Origin of the sequence: Psychrobacter sp. UBA6766 (assembly GCF_002453355.1) — a bacterium.
Classification (GTDB): Bacteria; Pseudomonadota; Gammaproteobacteria; order Pseudomonadales; family Moraxellaceae; genus Psychrobacter.
This window is the reverse complement of sequence record NZ_DKGQ01000002.1, coordinates 1-18,254: the sequence shown is the minus strand read 5'-3', so window position 1 is coordinate 18,254 and position 18,254 is coordinate 1. Positions and strand designations below refer to the sequence as shown.

Here is an 18,254-nt window from a genome sequence, read left to right as displayed (position 1 = left end):
GTGCTTATTAAATGGCAGGTTTTTTTAAAGTTGCTTTCTTTAAACAAACCTTTAAACAAACCTTTTTATAAGTCGCCCAAAGCTAAACAAGCACGCTCAAAATCTTTAGGTGTATTAAAATTGGTTAAATGCTGCCATTGTTTTGCAAAAGGTACCGCCTGTACAATAGGCTTAATAAACTTCATAACCTGACGCTGACCATCATCGATATACTGCTTTAAGTCAGGCTCAATGCTTAAACGATACACCCCTAACAATGGGTATAAATGACTGTCATCGGTGAGACAAACAGCAGATTTATCTACCGTTTGCTTTATATAAGGCCACAGTTTTTGCCATAAGTCGGTGACAGGAATCAAGCTATCGCAACTAATAACCATCAGCCAAGACGAGCTAGTATCCGTTATTTTGGTGAGGTCATGAGTGTTTTCTCGTGCCGTCAAGACTTGCAGTGCTGCTTCAATTGCTACTAATGCTCCACCTGTTTCAATCTGGTTTTCATCTTTGTTAGAAAGACTTTTGCTAGATTGGTTTCTGCTAGAAACAGCGTCAGCAGATAGATAATCAGCAATACGAAAAATTGCCGGCTGCGGTTTTTTATTCATCAAATCTTGATTGACGTTAAAACCACGCTCATTATCCGCAATCATGATAGGTACGTTATTTTTAATCGCGGCATTTAATTCAATTGCTTGCCTGACGTGATAATCAAGCAGACGTTCTCCTGTTGGCAAAACAAGCTCAGCTTTGGGCGATCCCATTCGTTTGGATGCGCCGCCTGCCAAAATAACGACACCTGCTAAGCGATTGAACTTATCTGCATCACTTGAAATGTCGGCCGTGATTGAATTATCCGCAACTTCAACCATGAATTAGTCATGACCTGGGTTGGTGCGCATAAAGTGCGGCACAAAATTGCATGGGCGCGTTCGGCTATCGAGCTGCTCTTGCAAGATACCTTCCCAAGCCGTACGGCACGCGCCTGATGAACCGGGTAAGCAAAAGATGCCGGTGCCATTTGCCATACCCGCTACAGCGCGAGATTGGATGGTTGACATACCGATATCGTCTTTTGAGATTAAGCGGAACATCTCACCAAAACCATCGACCGATTTATCAAACAATACGCCAACCGCTTCTGGCATGCTGTCGCGGATATAAAAACCAGTACCGCCGGTGGTAATAATAGCGTGCACATCTGGGTCGGCAATCCAGCCGCTGATGACGGCTCTGATTTTATAAATATCATCAATAATCAGCTGACGATCAGCCAATTGGTGCCCTGCTGCGGTCAATTGGTCGATCAAATACTGCCCTGAGGTGTCTTCTGCAAGAGTGCGACTGTCAGAAACCGTTAAAATAGCAATATTAAGCGGGGTAAAAGGGGCTTGCAGCTTACTCATGGATGTTCCTTAATAAATACGCTTGTGGTAAAAAATAAAAGTTTTTATGGTGAATCAATTAACCACCGATCATCGATAAGTTATTCATCATGCCGCTGTTTGATTCATGGAGGTGGTGATGCTCAGGTTTAATAGGCATAAAGCTGTGCAGAGTATTCACAAGCCCTGCCACATCGTCTTGTTCGAGATACTGACGAATATCGTAGTTACCCTGATCAAATAAACACAAATGCACCTTTCCTTGGCTACTGACGCGCAGGCGATTGCAGCTGTCACAAAAATGGGCCGCATAAGGGGCAATCATACCGATACGGCCTTTATAATCTGGGTGACTATATTCTATCGCTGGACCATCGGTGTTGCCGCGCTCGTGAGTTTGCCAACCATGCTTGATTAGATAATTGGTAATGATATCGGACTGCGCATGCTGAGCGAAAAATAAATCGCTATTGTCATTGGTCTGCATAAACTCGATAAACCGATAAGTGACGGCTCTGTCTTTGACATAATCAATGGCATTTATCAGGTTTTCAAAGGCCGTTTCTGCCATTAAGATACTGTTTATTTTTAGCTTAATATCTGTGGTCGCAAGTAAGGTATCCATATCAGCCAACAGCTGCGGCAACATATCAAAGCCAGTCATCTTATGAAAAGTCACGGCATCAAAGCTATCCATACTGATATTAATTTGATTCAGCCCAGCCGCTTGCCACGCAGCTAAGTGTTTGCCGAGCTTATAACCATTACTGGTCATGGCTACCGTTTCGATGCCTTCGGTATTTTTAACCGTTTTAATAATGTCGACCAAATCGCGGCGTATAGACGGCTCACCGCCTGTAATTCTTACCTTTTTGGTGCCAACTTGGGCGAAACCGCGGATTAAGGTCGCAATTTCAGTAACGCTGAGCTCATTTTGTGGTGGTTTGCCTTGATAGCCATATGGTAGGCAATACTCACAGCGAAAGTTGCAAAAGTCAGTAATCGATAAACGCAGATAGGTAAGACGTCGTGCGAAACCATCGGTTAATGGTTGAGAGAGCGTAGCTGGAGAATACGTCGACGAGATAGCCGATTTCGATGATGAATCATCATCGAAAATAGCGGGTGCAGCGGCAGGCGAATACAATTGTGCATTGCCTGCGTTGGGGGCAAGATGGTTCATAGATGATTACCATTAATATTAAGTATAGTGTGTACTTTTAGGCGTTGCCTCAGGTTATGAGTGGGAAATTCTATTTAGGAATGATTATGACAGCTTTCGAGCCAATAACAATTAACCGTAAGTGACCCAAAAACTACTACCAAAGTAGTAGATACCACTTGATAGTAGATTATCAGTTTCTCACGATTAACCAAATAAAGAGATATTAACTGTGTAACTATCAATTTGCTGTCTATTTAGCCATGTAATGAGCCATACAATTTAATAGGCAACTATTCATACTACAGCGCTTAGTTGTATAACCAAGGAAAAGGCTGAACTTGCACTTGCTCGCCAGCGGCTACATTGCTAGAATCTTGCGCCAATACGATAAAGCAATTGGCGTGGCTAAGCTGTTTAACACGGTGTGATTGCTGTTTGCTAAAGCTTTCAACGTAAAATTCGCCAGTTTCCGTTTGCGTCAATATGCCTCTCTGAAAATCCTTACGTCCTGCTGCTTTTTTAATATCATTTTTAAGCGTTGCGGTCAGGCTGAGCTGAATAGGTCGCTCTTGAGGTGCAGCGCCTGACATTTGCCATAAAGCTGGAATGACAAATTGTAAGCTGCCAACGACGGTCGATAGCGGATTGCCAGGCAAACCAAAATATAATACGGGTTTGGCAAGGTTTTGCGTCAGTTCACCAAAGACAAAGGGTTTACCAGGTTTCATCGCGACTTTATAGTGATTAATCTGTCCAAGCTGTTCGATAACGGTGGTTAAAAAGTCATAATCACCAACCGAGACGCCAGCGGTAGAGATAAGAACGTCACACTCTTGCATCGCTTGGGTCACGGCAGCGGTGGTTTTGTCTAAATTGTCGGGAATAATGCCGTAATCGCGAATAGTGATGGGCAAGCTTGAAAGCAAAGTTTTTAAAGTAGGGGTGTTTGAGTTATAGATTTGCGCCAAGCTGGTCAGCTCATTGCCAATCGCCACCAATTCATCGCCTGTGGCAAGTACACCGACGGTCAAAGGTTGGTAGACATCGACTTTATCGAACCCTAAATTTGACAAAAGGCTAATATCCGTAGGATTTAGGCGTTTACCCTTCTGTAACACCGCTTCGCCAGCTTCGATTTCTTCGCCTTGGCTTCGGATATTGTCTTGAGGGTTAGCGGCTTTACTAAGCGTAATGGAATAAGGCTGTGATTTATCAATATGGTCTTTTATAGCAGCAAAGTCGGTATTTTCTTGCATGACGACCGTATCGCAGCTGTCAGGAACGACGGCACCAGTAAAGATACGAACCCCTTGTCCTGCTTTAATGTCGCCACTATAAGGACTGCCAGCTTGAGACTCACCAATAATGTCAATCGAACTGTCTGCGCTAAGTGTGCTACCTTGCGCCAGTGCATAACCATCCATTGCCGATAGATTTTGTCTTGGGACGGCAAAAGGCGAGATGATATCTGTTGCTAATATATGATTGCGACTGTCTAATAAATCGTCGCTTACGACCACTCTTTTATTAAGCGGATAGTCGTCGTTATTATAAGTTTCTATGCGCTGCTTTATTTTTGCTGTGAGCCCTTCGACAGTAATCATAAATCCCTACTTATTTTATTTATATTGGACTGAGATAGCTATTTAGCTTAATAACGATTGAACTTATATAGCGATCGAAATGGTATGACATAAGAAGATACGTTATACCATAAGAGCTACTTTATATCATCAATACTGTTTTGTGATATAAAAATTAATTGACTGACAGTAGATTGCTTAGCCGCGGAATATGTTTTCTTGTTCGAGCGACATCTCGATACCTTCGATATCGGCACCATTTGCTAAAGTAAACAAGTAATCGCACAACGATTGGTGAAAGGCTTGTTGGCTCAGCTTATTATGAATCGCCGGGCTGACTTGCTCATAAGTCATCTGAATACCGGGCTCTTTAGTTAGCACGTCGACAACATGAAAACCATAACGGCTCTCTATAGGGCTTGGCGCCAGTCCTGAATCTAGTTTAAATAACGCGCCTTCAAATTCTGGTACGGTTTGACCTTTATTAATAATTCCCAGTTCGCCGTCTTGCTCTTTTGACGGGCAAGCTGAACGCTGTCGAGCTAATTGGATAAACTCAGCATCAGGATTGGCGTTATTTTTGATTTGTTCGATAAATTCGTAAGCGGTTTTTTTAAGTTTTAATCGCTCATCGCCGTCTTCTGGCGGACATGCCAACAAAATATGACGGACATTCATAATAGGATCGGTCTTAAAGTCCGTGATATTCTGCTTATAATAGCGCTCGCAGGTTGCCATATCGGGCATCTTTGCTTGCACGTTTTTTTCTATTAAGTCAGAGATGGCTTTTTCTTCATCGTCAAGCCATGCTGTCTCACCAAGGCTTGGCTCATCTAAAACGGCAAGGCGCAAGAGTTCACGCACCACCAAAGCTTGTGTTGCTAAAAATACCGCATCTTCCTTATTTGGGGCAGGATGATATTGTAGCTCTTGGGCAATCGCCGTTTTATCTATCATTACACCATTGACCGTCACAGAAGGCAGCTCATCACGACGGCTAGAGGCAATCAGATTTTTATGGTTGCTGCGCTCTTCTGCCATGGCTTTTTCGATAAACTCTTGGTCAGAATGTGGTTTTTGTAAGTCATTTAAGGTTGGCATAACCCGCAGGATATCATCATCACGACCAGAAGGGGTATGGTGATGATTGTGATGGCTATGCTCGTGCTCGTGGCTGCCATGCCTATCATGATTGTCACTGTGCACATGAGCATTTTGATTGTTTGCATGGTCGGCTGGATTGTAAGTACTGACAGTCATGGCGTTACTCCACTAAGGGTTTTGGTAATAAGAATTTTAAACTACGATTAGTACGATTAAACGTTGGTGTTAAAACTGTTTATATTGAAACTATAGGAATTAAAATTATTCGCGTTAACACTATTTGCATGGATTAAACAAAAAAATAGAGCCGCCTTTAAATTACTTACTCACTGATGAAGCGTTTAAAGGTGGCTCTATGACGATTGCTCACTGACTTTATGTATCTCTAACAAAGTATTGAGCGTATTTTTTGTACTCTCAATACTTTATTAAACGGATAATTTAAGCCAGCTCTAGACTCATTTTAGGGCCAAACGGCTCATAATGAACGCTATCAACGCCATGATCTAGGGTCACTAAGCCGTCGATGATGCTCTCCATAAACATCATAGAACCACAGACATAAATATCCGCAGGCTTCGGTAAGTTGGCAAGCCATGCTTCATCTAAGATTTGCCCAGATTCAAAGTAGAAGATATGTTTTTCTACATTTTCAGCAGCCGCAAGTAATTCATTAACCTTGCTATCAAAAGCATGGTGTTCTTTATTCTGACAAGCATAAACCCAAACGATAGGACGCTTTGGATTGGCAGTGACTTGCGCCTCTAACATCGACAAAATCGGTGTGACACCAACCCCTGCACTAACCAATACCAATGGAATGTCATTTTGCTGAATCAAGTCTTGGTTCAGCTCAAAATCACCGGCTGGTGCTGATAATAAAATCGTATCGCCCACGTCTAAGTGATCATGTAAATAGTTAGACACTAACCCATAATGCTCATTACGATTGTCGCGTCTAACGGCAAACTGGATACCTTTATCGCCAGTTGCTGAATATAAAGAATAATGACGCAGGGCAATGTGGTCGCTGTCTTCTGGATCGGTTTTGACTGTGATGTATTGACCAGCGGTCAGGCTTAATTTGCTTAAATCGATATTGTCATTTACAGAGACTACTGTAAAGGCGGCGATATCAGTCGCGGCTTCTACTTTTTCGGTTATTTTAAACGGTGCAAAACCTTCCCACATTTCTTGCTCATACATGGTTTTTTCTAGCTGAATGAAAACGTTAGCAATTTCATCATACGCTTCAGTCCAAGCATCGATGATGTCATCGTTTGCCGCTTCGCCCAACACCTCTTTGATAGCGCCCAATAAGTGATGACCAACGATCGGATAGTGCTCTGGCAAAATTTGTAGGGCGCGATGCTTGTGGCTGATTTGGGTAACTTGTGGTAGCAATACTTCTAAATGCTCAAGGTGCTTTGCTGCGGCCAAAACCGTCATGGCTAGGGCAGTTTGCTGGCGACCTAGTTTCTGGTTGGTTTCATTAAAAATATCTAGTAGTTCAGGGTGTTCGTTGAACATATTTTTATAAAACACGGTCGTAATCGCTGTGCCATGCTCTTCGAGTACAGGAACGGTTGCTTTTACGATTTCTAAGGTTTTTGGTGACGCCATGGTGGATCCTTTAGTGATATTCACAGTGATAAGTTTAGGGATTAACGCTCGTTAAATGAACGTAACAATTATATTGAACCATTACAAAAAACGCTGGGATTTGACGCTCGGGGTTCAATAATTGATATTTTACCATAAGATTCATTAAAAATGAATCTTATGGTATCGTAGCTTTATCTAAACTTTAATGCTGTATCACTATTGTGGCTATTTCTATTGCCAACGCTTCTATTGCGAACGTTTCTCTCTAACAATCTGATAACGGCGGCCAAAATACCAAACTGGGGCGCTGATAATATGGATAAGCCGCGTAAACGGAAATATCGCAATCAGTGTAATCCCCAGCGCCATATGTAGCTGGTAAATCAAGTCAGTTTGCTCTATACGCGCTGCTGCTTGCCAAGGTCTTAAAATAGTGATGTCCTGTGCCCAGCCTGCCAAGTTCAACATGGTATAACCATCTAAATGCTTAACTGAGGTAAAGATGGAAATTAAACCAAGATTAAGCTGAATAAATAATAGCACCAGCACTAACTTATCCGAAAACGACGAGGTATGCGAGATTCGGTCATCGGTAAATCGTCGCCACAACAGCATCACCAGACCAAACCAACAAAACACCCCGGCGATACCACCGACGACCACCGCTAGAATCTGCTTGTGACCTGCGCTAATAAAGCGGTCGTAAAGAAAATGCGGTGTCAACATGCCAAATAAGTGGCCCAGTAACACGACGATAATGCCAACGTGAAATAAATTGCTGGCAAGGCGCATGTTTTTGGTTCTAAGCATCTGCGTCGAACCAGACTTCCATGAGTATTGAGACAAGTCAAAACGTACCCAAGTACCAATGATTGCGATGGTCAAAGCAATATAGGGGTAAACACCAAAAAGGAAGATTTGTAGCCAATTGAGGTTGGCGACAGACGATACACTAGGATCTGCAATATTCATGTCATCTCTCCTTATTATTGTTTAACCGGTGGTTTGGTTTTAAAGTCTACCCAGTGCACAGGGGCGTCGACAGTATTGGTAGCGGGAGCAGTTCTAACGCCAGCTTTGGCAGCAAGATTTTGGGTGCTGGTTTGTGACGGGCAGCGCTCTTCTTGCTGGGCATCTAAAAACGTCACAACCTCTTCTTCCCACTCTTTATCTAAGGCTTCAAAGGTATCATCAGGCTTTTCTTTGCTGACTTTTTCTTGATATTCTTCAACGATATCGAGCGGCTTTCCAGCGATTTGCAATAAAGCGTTAAAGCAGCCTTGATAAATACTGCCGCGATCCTCTAATCTGGCAGCAAGCAGGGCGATAATATGGCTGACATCAGCAATATCCATTCGAATCTGAATATCATCATTAATCACCGACGCTTGATACGCTAAAAATTCAAGGTATAAAGGCAGATAGTCGGGTAATTCTTTAACGCTAATCTCAAAACCGGCTTCTTCATATTGGCCCATTAAATCGACCATCGCTTGACCCCGGTCACGTGATTCGCCGTGTACGTGCTCAAACAACCATAGCGATAAAGAACGACCGCGCTCAAACAGACCGTCATAACGCGCTTGTGCTTCAAGGCAGCCGGTGTCTATTAAATCTTCGATCAAGTCGATGATTTGCGTGCGTACTTCTGGGCTAATCAGTGTTGAGCGCGCGACAATTTCGGTGCAATCGGCGAGGGTATCGCCACTGAATAGCTCATTGTTTGGATAATCTATCAGTAAGCTTAATACCTTGAGGATCTTCAAGTCGGAAGCACCGATAGTCGGGGGCGTCATAGGCTCAGGCACGGAATGACTGTTAGGAAATTGAGTAGTTTGCATCTTATGACTCCCACTTTTGTACAGTATCGATAAAATCACGGCGGTTGGCTTTGCGTTGACCGAACATACTGTTGTCAGAATGTCCTGAACAGCCTTCGCCAAAGGTAAAGCCGCAACCATTTCGCTCAGCAAAGGCATCACTCAAGGCTTCTTCGCGGTGCGCGGTTGGAATAACAAAACGGTCTTCGTAATTAGCGATAGCCAGGTAGCGGTACATTTCTTCTACTTGCAGCTTGGTCAGACCAACATCGTCCAAGATACTTTGTACTTCTTGTTTTTCCACCAATTGCATACGCTTATAACTACGCATGGCAAGTAGACGTTTGAGTGCTAAACGAACGGGCTCTTCATCACCTGCAGTCAGCATGTTGGCGAGATAGCGCAGCGGAATTCGTAAGCTGTCGACATCCGGAATCAGGCCGTCCATACCGACTTTCCCGGCTTCGGCGGCATTTTGAATCGGTGATAATGGCGGTACATACCAAACCATCGGTAGCGTACGGTACTCAGGATGCAATGGCAGAGCAAGTTTCCAATCCATCGCTAGCTTATAAACAGGTGAACGCTGGGCTGAATCAATCACCGATTGCGGTACGCCGTCTTTTAACGCTTGGGCGATGACCACTGGATCATTAGGATCTAAGAACACGTCCAACTGTGCTTGATACAAATCTTGCTCGTTAGGAGTGCTAGCGGCTTCGGCGATTTTATCCGCATCATAGAGCAGTACGCCTAAGTAGCGGATACGGCCAACACAGGTTTCAGAACAAACGGTTGGTAGACCTGCTTCAATACGCGGATAACAAAAAATACATTTTTCAGATTTGCCCGATTTCCAGTTATAGTAAATCTTTTTGTACGGGCAGCCTGAGATACACATGCGCCAGCCGCGGCATTTTTCTTGGTCAATCAAGACAATGCCGTCTTCTTCACGCTTATAAATCGCGCCACTTGGGCATGACGCCACGCAGGTTGGGTTCAAGCAATGCTCGCACAGACGCGGCAAATACATCATAAAGGTGTTTTCGTACTGGCCATAAATATCGGCTTGGATATTGTCAAAGTTTTTATCTTTACGGCGTTTTTCAAACTCTGAACCCAAGATTTCTTCCCAGTTCGGACCCCATTCAATCTTTTGCATACGCTTACCAGTAATGGCTGAGCGCGGGCGGGCGATAGGCGAGTAATTACCGAGCGGGGCAGTATGCAAATGCTGATAATCAAAGTCAAAGGGTTCGTAATAATCATCAATCTCTGGCAAATCAGGGTTGGCAAAAATATTTGCCAACACGCGGAACTTACCACCGATACGCGGGTTTATCGTGCCGTTGGCGTTACGAATCCAGCCGCCGTTCCATTTATTTTGATTTTCCCATTCTTTGGGATAGCCAATGCCAGGCTTTGATTCAACGTTGTTGAACCACGCGTATTCCATACCTTCACGGCTGGTCCAAACGTTTTTACAGGTGACCGAGCAGGTGTGACAACCGATACATTTATCGAGGTTAAGCACCATGCCGACTTGTGAACGAATTTTCATGGGTGTGCTCCAAGCTTTTGTATAAAAGCAATTAATATAAGTACTTATCAGTAGCAATGTATAAAGGTTCTATTAACCATCAAGGGTGGTTGGCAATGGGCGTGGTAATGAGTCATCTGGTTTTTCTTCCAACCAGTCGATTTTTGACATTTTGCGAATCACCACAAACTCATCACGGTTACAACCGACAGTGCCATAGTAGTTAAAACCGTAAGACTGCTGCGCGTAGCTGCCAATCATGTGCGTCGGTTTTAGGATAGTACGGGTCACTGAGTTGTGAATACCGCCGCGAATACCGGTTTGCTGTGAGCCTGGCACGTTGACCAATTTTTCTTGGGCGTGGTACATCATGGTCATGCCTTCTTTGACGCGCTGACTAACGATGGCGCGCGCGGTAATGGCACCGTTGGCGTTAAAGACTTCAATCCAGTCGTTATCGACGATACCTGCTTTTGCGGCATCGACTTCTGATAACCACACACAAGGACCACCGCGGCTCAATGTCAGCATGAGCAAGTTTTCAGAGTAAGTACTATGAATACCCCATTTTTGGTGCGGTGTTAAAAAGTTGAGTACAATCTCTTTATTACCATTGGGCTTGGTGTTTTGGATAATTTCTGTCGTTTTGGTGTCGATAGGTGGACGATACTGCTGCATTTGCTCACCAAACGCCTGCATCCAAGGGTGATCTTGATAAAATTGCTGACGACCGGTAATCGTACGCCAAGGAATCAGCTCATGGACGTTGGTGTAGCCCGCGTTATAGCTCACTTCATCAGATTCAATACCTGACCACGTCGGGCTTGAGATGATTTTACGTGGCTGCGCAACGATATCTTTAAAGCGAATCTTTTCATGCTCACTTGATTTGGCTAAATGCGTATGGTCGCGACCGGTAAATTCAGACAGTGCTGCCCAGCCTTTGACGGCAACGTGACCATTGGTTTCAGGAGCCAGCATCAAAATCATCTCAGACGCATTCACCGCGGTATTAAGACGTGGTCGACCTTCAGAGATACCCGGCTCAGTGACACGGTGGTTTAAATCACCCAGTTGTTTGACCTCGGTTTTCATGTCCCAATTCAAGCCTTTTGAGCCGTTGCCCAATTTTTCTAAAGCTGGGCCCATAGAAGTAAACTTCTTATAGGTATTTGGATAGTCACGCTCAACGATCTTAATCATCGGACAGTTTTTACCAGGAACGGGTTTTTCGCCAGCCGTTTTCCAGTCGGTGCCGCCAAATGGTTGCGCAAGCTCACCGGGGCTATCATGCTGCATAGGCAGAGTGACCACATCGGTTTCAACGCCTAAATGACCTTTTGATATCTCAGAGAAAGTTTTGGCAATGCCTTTATAAATCTCCCAATCCGATTTAGATTCCCAAGCAGGATCTGTGGCTGCCGTTAATGGGTGAATAAATGGATGCATGTCAGAGGTATTCATGTCGTCTTTTTCGTACCAGGTTGCGGTCGGTAGGACGATATCAGAGTACAAACAGGTCGAGGACATACGGAAGTCTAAAGCAACGACCAAATCCAACTTGCCAGTAGGGCCTTTTTCTACCCAATCGACTTCTTTTGGCTGCAAATGACCCGTCGGGTTTTCTTCGTTAAGCAGACCGTTTCTGGTGCCCAAGAAGTAATGGAGCATGTACTCATGACCTTTACCTGATGAACCCAACAGATTGGAGCGCCAAATAAACATATTGCGCGGGAAGTTCACAGGGTTGTCTGGAGATTCACAAGCAAAACGTAAGCTGCCGTCTTCTAATGAGTCAACGACATATTCTTCTATGTCTTTGCCGCTGGCTTTTGCGGCGGCGGCAATGGTCAATGGATTTCGGTTGAGCTGCGGCGCTGATGGCAACCAGCCTGCGCGCTCGGCTTGAATGTTGTAATCAAGCATGTGCTCTGGGAAGAACTTTTTATTGGCATTTGGTGAGAGAATCTCATGAGCTGAGATAGTTTCATGACGCCACTGTGAGCTGTGCTCATAAAAGAAGCTGGTACCCGCCATTTGACGCGGTGGACGATGCCAATCAAGGGCAAAGGCAAGAGGTAACCAGCCAGTTTGTGGGCGCAGTTTTTCTTGACCAACATAATGCGCCCAGCCGCCGCCAGATTTGCCGATACAACCACAAAGCATCAGCATATTAATCACGCCGCGATAGTTCATATCGAGGTGATACCAGTGGTTCATACCCGCGCCGATAATAATCATCGACTTACCATGGGTCTTATGGGCGTTTTCAGCGAACTCACGCGCTACTTGAATCACGCGCTCACGGCTAAGGCCGGTAATCACTTCTTGCCAAGCTGGTGTGCCTGGGACGCTTGCATCGTTGTAATCATCGGTGACGTGCTCGCCGCCGACGCCATTGTCAACACCAAGGTTGGCAACGGTTAAATCAAATACTGTCGCAACGATGGCGGTGCTGCCATCGGCAAGGGTAATGGTTTTGCAAGGGACGGTTTTTTGCTGGATAGGCTCGCCTGGTACCGAGGTAAAATGTGGATGATCCACATGACCGAAGTAATCAAAGCCCACGACACAAGTCTCAGCGCTGTCTTTTAAGGTAAGCGTCAGATCAATGTCTTCGCCTGTGGTGCCGTTTTTTTGCTCAAGATTCCACTTGCCTTTTTCGCCCCAACGGTAGCCGATTGAGCCAAGCGGAGAAACTAATTCGCCGTCATTATTTAAGGCGATGGTTTTCCATTCAGGATTGTTTTCTTGACCTAAATCATCGACTAAGTCAGAAGCACGCAGGTAGCGACCCGCACGGCGCGCGCCATCTTCACCCTCTAGCATCACAAGTACCGGCAAATCGGTATAACGCTTGGCGTAGTCTAAGAAATAATCGCTTGGCTGTTTGAGATAAAACTCTTTGATAATGACATGACAAAACGCCTGCGCCACTGCCGCATCGGTACCTTGTTTAGGATTGAGCCATAAGTCGGTCAGCTTAGAGATTTCTGCATAGTCAGGGGTGATAGAGACGGTTTTGGTGCCTTTATAACGCACTTCGGTAAAGAAATGCGCATCTGGCGTCCGCGTTTGCGGCACGTTTGAGCCCCACGCGATGATATAGTCAGAGTTGTACCAATCGGCTGATTCTGGTACGTCGGTTTGCTCGCCCCAAACCATCGGTGATGACGGAGGTAAGTCACAATACCAGTCATAAAATGACAAACAAACACCGCCGATAAGCGACAAATAGCGGCTACCAGAGGCGTAACTGACCATCGACATCGCAGGAATTGGTGAGAAACCAATGATGCGGTCCGGCCCAAAGGTTTTAGCGGTATAAACGTTGCTGGCAGCGATAATTTCGTTGACCTCTGCCCATGTTGAGCGAATAAAGCCACCAAGACCACGCTTAGATTTATACTGTTCAGCTTTGATAGGGTCTTGCACAATACTGCCCCAAGCATCGACAGGGTCAGGATATTGAGCTCTGGCTTCGCGCCATAATTTTAGTAGCGGTTTACGGACCTTTGGATATTTGACACGGTTGGCAGAGTACATATACCAGCTGTAGCTTGCGCCGCGCGGGCAGCCGCGTGGTTCATGGTTTGGCAAATCAGGTCGAGTTTCAGGATAGTCGGTTTGCTGGGTTTCCCATGTCACCAAGCCGTTTTTCACATAAATCTTCCACGAGCAAGAGCCGGTACAGTTGACGCCATGCGTTGAGCGCACGATTTTGTCATACTGCCAACGGCTACGATACACGTTTTCCCAGTCACGAGACTCATCACGCGTCTCGCCATGCCCATTGGAAAATTCGCCCTGTTTACGTTTAAAAAAACGGAATTGGTCGAGTAAATGGCTCATTTCGCTATCCTCTGTTTTATTGCCTATGGTGTATCTAAAGCTGAGTGCAGCATGCTTTTATCGTTGTACTTGACTCGATATTGGTATGCACCTAAGCCGTAAATATTATTTCAATAGCGTCATTTTAAGTAAGCAATAGTACCCTTACTATCCGCTAACATGAGCAGAGCACTACCACCTTAGTAGTAGCTACTAAAAATAAAAACGCCGTAAAATTGCTGCTCAGTGACGGCATGTCATGCTGATTGCTAAGCCAATAGCGGGCAGTAAAAATAAAAAAAAGTGCTACTTACTGTGGCAAGTAGCACTTCATGGGTTTGGTCGTATTTATACCAAAAGCTGTTTTAGACTTTTTATAACGAAGCAACCTTAACAAGGAATCTCAGCATGAGGGCGGCTGTAATACCACCACGTCAACACGATACAGATAATGTAGAAGATGATAAGTGTAATAAAGGTGCCATCGATTCCCAGTCCTGAGCCGAACATTTTGGGCACAAAGAATGCACCATAGGCGGCGACCGCTGAGGTAAAGCCGACCACCGCTGCTGACTCTTTACGTATTTCAACGAACAACTCTTCGGTTCCTGCCTTTTCAGGCTCACGGCGATCATGAAAGGTCCTAAAAATAACTGGAATCATAGTAAAGGTAGAGCCGTTTCCAATACCTGTGGTAATAAATAACACCATAAAGGAGATAAAGTAGCCAACAAAGCTGCCGTCACTGCTCTCGCTCGGTAAAAAGTACATCACTGCCAAAACAGCCAACACCATTACTACGTAGTTCCAAACGGTTACTTTTGCTCCGCTGGTTTTATCCGATATCCAGCCACCTAAAGGGCGAAATAGCGCACCAACCAAAGGCCCTAAAAAGGCAAATTTTAGCGCATCAATAGCAGGGAAGGAGTTTTTAATCAACATTGGAAAGGCGGCTGAAAAACCAATAAATGAACCAAACGTCGCCATGTAAAGGATACACATAATCCAGTTATGTTTGCGTTTAAAGATAACTGCTTGGTCTTTAAATGACGCTTTGGCGGTGGCGATATCGTTCATACGAAACCACGCCAGTGCCGAGAATAGCAAGATAAAAGGTACCCAAATAAAGCCCGCGTTTTGTAGATAAAACAGTCTGCCGCTGTCAGATACTTGTGGGTCGCCGCCTAAGCTACCAAAGGCACCGACCAATATAACTATCGGAACAACAAACTGCATGACCGACACGCCCAAATTACCGAGACCAGCGTTTAGCCCAAGCGCTGTGCCTTGTTCGGCTTTTGGATAAAAGAATGAGATATTGGACATAGACGATGCAAAATTACCGCCGCCAAAACCGCAAAGCAGCGCAATAACGGCAAATATTATAAACGGCGTATCAGGGTTTTGAACCGCAAACCCCATCCATAATGCTGGAATTAATAAAGATAAAGTGGATATCGCAGTCCAACGACGTCCACCAAAAATAGGAACCATAAAAGAATAAAAAATCCGTAGCGTCGCCCCTGACAGCCCCGGAAGTGCAGCGAGCCAAAACAGCTGACCGCCATCAAAATCAAAACCAATTTCAGGCAAGCGCACGATGACCGCGCTCCATACCATCCATACTGCAAACGCCAATAGCAAAGATGGAATGGATATCCATAAATTTCGCGTCGCAACTTTTTTACCGCCCCCTTGCCAAAACTCTTCTACTTCAGGTCGCCAGTCAGTAATGAGCGTTCCACCTTTGAAGTTGTAATTTTTGCCCATACTATTCCTCACTTATTGTCTTTATAAAAAATAAGCATTTATGAAAAATGATAAGTCACGGTACTTTGTTATCGGGATGATGAGTATTCATACATAGTGGTACACTGATGGCTAAAAGGGGTATAGTAACGATAGGCTTATTACCAAAAGTTTGGTGTTTTTCTGATTAATAAGCGCGTTTGTTATTTTAAATACGGATTATTTTGATGTTGACTGGGATTTACACCCAACTTTTTCCGTTAATTTTGCTAGGTGAATGCTATTCATGAGGTCTAACCAACGCAGACAGTCTTTATCGCTACATGCTTGGGGCGCTATTTTGATTATAGCCACCTTATCTGTGATATCGACGCTCGGGAGTGGAGCACTGGCATGGGTTGCAAGATCTGATGCCGAGGCGATTAATATCGCAGGCTCGGTACGAATGGCAGCCTATCGAATCAATTTTCAAATAGCGACGGATTTCTCTGATGACCATCCGTTTAGCCCTAGCGTCAATAGTGTAGATAATGCGCAAGACAGCGCCAGCAATAAAGGTAATAACCAGCGTGTTAAACAAGATAAATTAGACTTTGCCAATAAAAATACCGCTGAAAAAATAGCGCTTCTTATTGAAGATATGGAAAATCGGCTCGCAGAATTACAGGCCTATCAGCTTAACAATGCCAACAGAGATGCGCGCATCAATAAACGGCTCAATGACATAAAAGACCAATGGCATCAAGACTTAAAGCCGGCTTTGTTAGCGCAGGATAAACAAGGGTTTTATAGCGTCTCATCCAGTTATATCGAAGATGTCAATCGCTTCGTAGGTGAGCTGCAGCACAGAAACGAGCAGCGCCAGACATGGCAGCAAAACTTGCAAATGCTCTCATTATTTCTTATCGCTATTATTGTCTTAATCGGAATGCATCGGTTACAAAAATCGGTACTCTTGCCCATTCAACAATTGATTAAGGCCAATAATCAATTTAAACGCGGCAAAACCCAGACTAGAGTAACCATTAAAGGCTATCGAGAATTTGAAGTACTGGGCAATTCTTTTAATGACATGGCAAGCACAATTGAGACTTATCAGCGCTCGCTTGAGAGTGAAGTGCAAATAAAAACCCAACATTTAGTCAAAGCCAATCAAGTATTGTCCTTGTTTTATGACTTTTCAAAATCGCTGACTACCAGCCAAGTAAGCTTATATCAGCTCGATGACTTGATTGCAGACTTTAGCAAGGCGCTGCCGCATTTAGAGTTTACTCTGTGCATTCAAAATAAATATATCACCAATAAAAATGCTATCGTGCTGCACGGCGAAAAAATGAAAGAGCTGTGCAAAAAGCTGAGCTGTGAAAGCTGTGGCATTAAAAATGGCGAACATACTAAGTCTTATCCTATCGTCCATCAACAAGAAACCTTTGGGGAATTGCGCGTACGACCAAAGTCGACGCTGGTCATGAATCGCTCTTTTGTCACTGATGGCGACGATAATACTGATAGTCATAGCAATATAACGGCAGAACAGCGTATTCAAATGATCGAAGCGGGCAGTATTTTTCCGTTTGTCAGTGCCGAGTTGGATGCGCAAAATGACGAGCTGATTGTGGCGCTGACCAATTTAATCAGTACCGCCCTGTCGCTGCGCAAACAAAGACAACAAGAGCATCAGCTGATTTTATTTGAAGAACGCTCAACCATTGCCAGAGAATTGCATGATTCCTTGGCGCAGTCGTTGTCTTATTTAAAAATCCAAGTCAGCGTCCTCGAGAGACATCTAAAGAATGCGGCCAGTGAGCCAGTACAAACGCCTGTCTATCAAAATATTGAGCAGATAAAAATAGGTTTGGGTTCCGCTTATCAGCAGCTAAGGGATTTGTTGGTGACGTTCCGCTTGACCATTGATAATGATAATTTTGATGAAGCGCTACATGATGCTGCCAGTGAGTTTGCCTCAAAAGGCAACTTTAAAATGACCGTCTACAATTACATTATGACGCTCAATTTAAGCGCCACTGAGCAGATAGATTTGATACAGATTGCCAGAGAAGCGTTGTCAAATATCAGCCGTCATGCAAAGGCGCAAAATGTAGAGATTCATCTGGCGTACGAAGACGGTGATAAATATATCGTCATGAGCATCATCGATGATGGCGTTGGTATGTCAGGGAGTGTCGACCAAACCCAGCACCACGGTTTGATGATTATGAAGGAGCGCGCCCATAATATCGGTGGTGAACTTATCGTCACAAACAATAAACCGCAGGGTACCATCGTCACGATTAGATTCGAGCCAAACTTCTTTGATGAAAAAAATACTCAAGACGCTTATTTATAATCTTAGATTACCACATGAAGGGCAATTTCAAAGAGCAGGGGAAAAAAAGACCTAGATGCGCTAGCATCAAAGTCTTTATCCACCGACCAAAGTGAGATTGCAACCATGCGCTATACGCTTCTAAGCCT

General features: G+C 44.4%; 12 protein-coding genes. 1 reads left to right on the top strand and 11 read right to left on the bottom strand.

The annotated features are described in order from the left end of the window. Window positions 1-65: 65 nt before the first annotated feature. From mobA to B4K26_RS00085, 11 genes are all read right to left on the bottom strand, one after another. Entirely contained in the window at window positions 66-869 is an 804-nt protein-coding gene (gene mobA, locus B4K26_RS00135) for a molybdenum cofactor guanylyltransferase (RefSeq protein WP_296242863.1), read from the bottom strand. A 3-nt stretch (window positions 870-872) separates the two neighbouring features. Further along, entirely contained in the window at window positions 873-1,403 is a 531-nt protein-coding gene (gene moaB / locus B4K26_RS00130) for a molybdenum cofactor biosynthesis protein B (protein WP_296242862.1), read from the bottom strand. Window positions 1,404-1,461: 58 nt separating this feature from the next. Further along, complete coding sequence (gene moaA / locus B4K26_RS00125; protein ID WP_296242861.1) at window positions 1,462-2,565, bottom strand: GTP 3',8-cyclase MoaA; 1,104 nt, start codon at window positions 2,563-2,565, stop codon at window positions 1,462-1,464. Between the two features lie 290 nt (window positions 2,566-2,855). Next, a complete protein-coding gene (gene glp, locus B4K26_RS00120) occupies window positions 2,856-4,151 on the bottom strand; it encodes a gephyrin-like molybdotransferase Glp (RefSeq protein WP_296242860.1) in 1,296 nt (431 codons plus the stop codon). Between the two features lie 177 nt (window positions 4,152-4,328). After that, window positions 4,329-5,231 (bottom strand): peptidylprolyl isomerase, encoded by a 903-nt coding sequence (locus B4K26_RS00115; RefSeq protein ID WP_409521397.1) that lies wholly within the window; start codon window positions 5,229-5,231, stop codon window positions 4,329-4,331. Window positions 5,232-5,675: 444 nt separating this feature from the next. Beyond that, on the bottom strand, window positions 5,676-6,857 hold the full coding sequence (locus B4K26_RS00110) for a globin domain-containing protein (RefSeq protein ID WP_296242858.1): 1,182 nt from the start codon (window positions 6,855-6,857) through the stop codon (window positions 5,676-5,678). A 228-nt stretch (window positions 6,858-7,085) separates the two neighbouring features. Next, on the bottom strand, window positions 7,086-7,811 hold the full coding sequence (gene narI / locus B4K26_RS00105; RefSeq protein ID WP_296242857.1) for a respiratory nitrate reductase subunit gamma: 726 nt from the start codon (window positions 7,809-7,811) through the stop codon (window positions 7,086-7,088). A gap of 14 nt (window positions 7,812-7,825) precedes the next feature. Continuing rightward, window positions 7,826-8,635: a nitrate reductase molybdenum cofactor assembly chaperone gene (gene narJ, locus B4K26_RS00100; RefSeq protein WP_296242885.1), complete on the bottom strand. Its 810-nt coding sequence runs from the start codon at window positions 8,633-8,635 to the stop codon at window positions 7,826-7,828. 46 nt (window positions 8,636-8,681) lie between these two features. Then, the gene (narH, locus tag B4K26_RS00095; protein ID WP_296189755.1) at window positions 8,682-10,220 is read right to left on the bottom strand and encodes a nitrate reductase subunit beta; all 1,539 of its coding nucleotides are present in this window, start codon (window positions 10,218-10,220) and stop codon (window positions 8,682-8,684) included. Window positions 10,221-10,292: 72 nt separating this feature from the next. Then, the gene (locus B4K26_RS00090) at window positions 10,293-14,051 is read right to left on the bottom strand and encodes a nitrate reductase subunit alpha (protein WP_296242856.1); all 3,759 of its coding nucleotides are present in this window, start codon (window positions 14,049-14,051) and stop codon (window positions 10,293-10,295) included. A gap of 369 nt (window positions 14,052-14,420) precedes the next feature. Next, window positions 14,421-15,800, bottom strand: coding sequence for a NarK family nitrate/nitrite MFS transporter (locus tag B4K26_RS00085; protein WP_296242855.1), 1,380 nt, complete (start codon window positions 15,798-15,800; stop codon window positions 14,421-14,423). A gap of 265 nt (window positions 15,801-16,065) precedes the next feature. Between B4K26_RS00085 and B4K26_RS00080 the strand changes: the two genes are divergently transcribed. Next, on the top strand, window positions 16,066-18,126 hold the full coding sequence (locus B4K26_RS00080) for a histidine kinase (protein ID WP_296242854.1): 2,061 nt from the start codon (window positions 16,066-16,068) through the stop codon (window positions 18,124-18,126). Window positions 18,127-18,254 lie beyond the last annotated feature (128 nt).

Coding starts and splice junctions, on each gene's coding strand:
- B4K26_RS00090 (WP_296242856.1), bottom strand. CDS start 14,051: ATGAGCCATTTACTCGACCAATTCCGTTTTTTTAAACGTAAACAGGGC.
- moaA (WP_296242861.1), bottom strand. CDS start 2,565: ATGAACCATCTTGCCCCCAACGCAGGCAATGCACAATTGTATTCGCCT.
- narJ (WP_296242885.1), bottom strand. CDS start 8,635: ATGACGCCCCCGACTATCGGTGCTTCCGACTTGAAGATCCTCAAGGTA.
- B4K26_RS00080 (WP_296242854.1), top strand. CDS start 16,066: ATGAGGTCTAACCAACGCAGACAGTCTTTATCGCTACATGCTTGGGGC.
- B4K26_RS00110 (WP_296242858.1), bottom strand. CDS start 6,857: ATGGCGTCACCAAAAACCTTAGAAATCGTAAAAGCAACCGTTCCTGTA.
- mobA (WP_296242863.1), bottom strand. CDS start 869: ATGGTTGAAGTTGCGGATAATTCAATCACGGCCGACATTTCAAGTGAT.
- moaB (WP_296242862.1), bottom strand. CDS start 1,403: ATGAGTAAGCTGCAAGCCCCTTTTACCCCGCTTAATATTGCTATTTTA.
- narH (WP_296189755.1), bottom strand. CDS start 10,220: ATGAAAATTCGTTCACAAGTCGGCATGGTGCTTAACCTCGATAAATGT.
- B4K26_RS00115 (WP_409521397.1), bottom strand. CDS start 5,231: ATGCCAACCTTAAATGACTTACAAAAACCACATTCTGACCAAGAGTTT.
- narI (WP_296242857.1), bottom strand. CDS start 7,811: ATGAATATTGCAGATCCTAGTGTATCGTCTGTCGCCAACCTCAATTGG.
- B4K26_RS00085 (WP_296242855.1), bottom strand. CDS start 15,800: ATGGGCAAAAATTACAACTTCAAAGGTGGAACGCTCATTACTGACTGG.
- glp (WP_296242860.1), bottom strand. CDS start 4,151: ATGATTACTGTCGAAGGGCTCACAGCAAAAATAAAGCAGCGCATAGAA.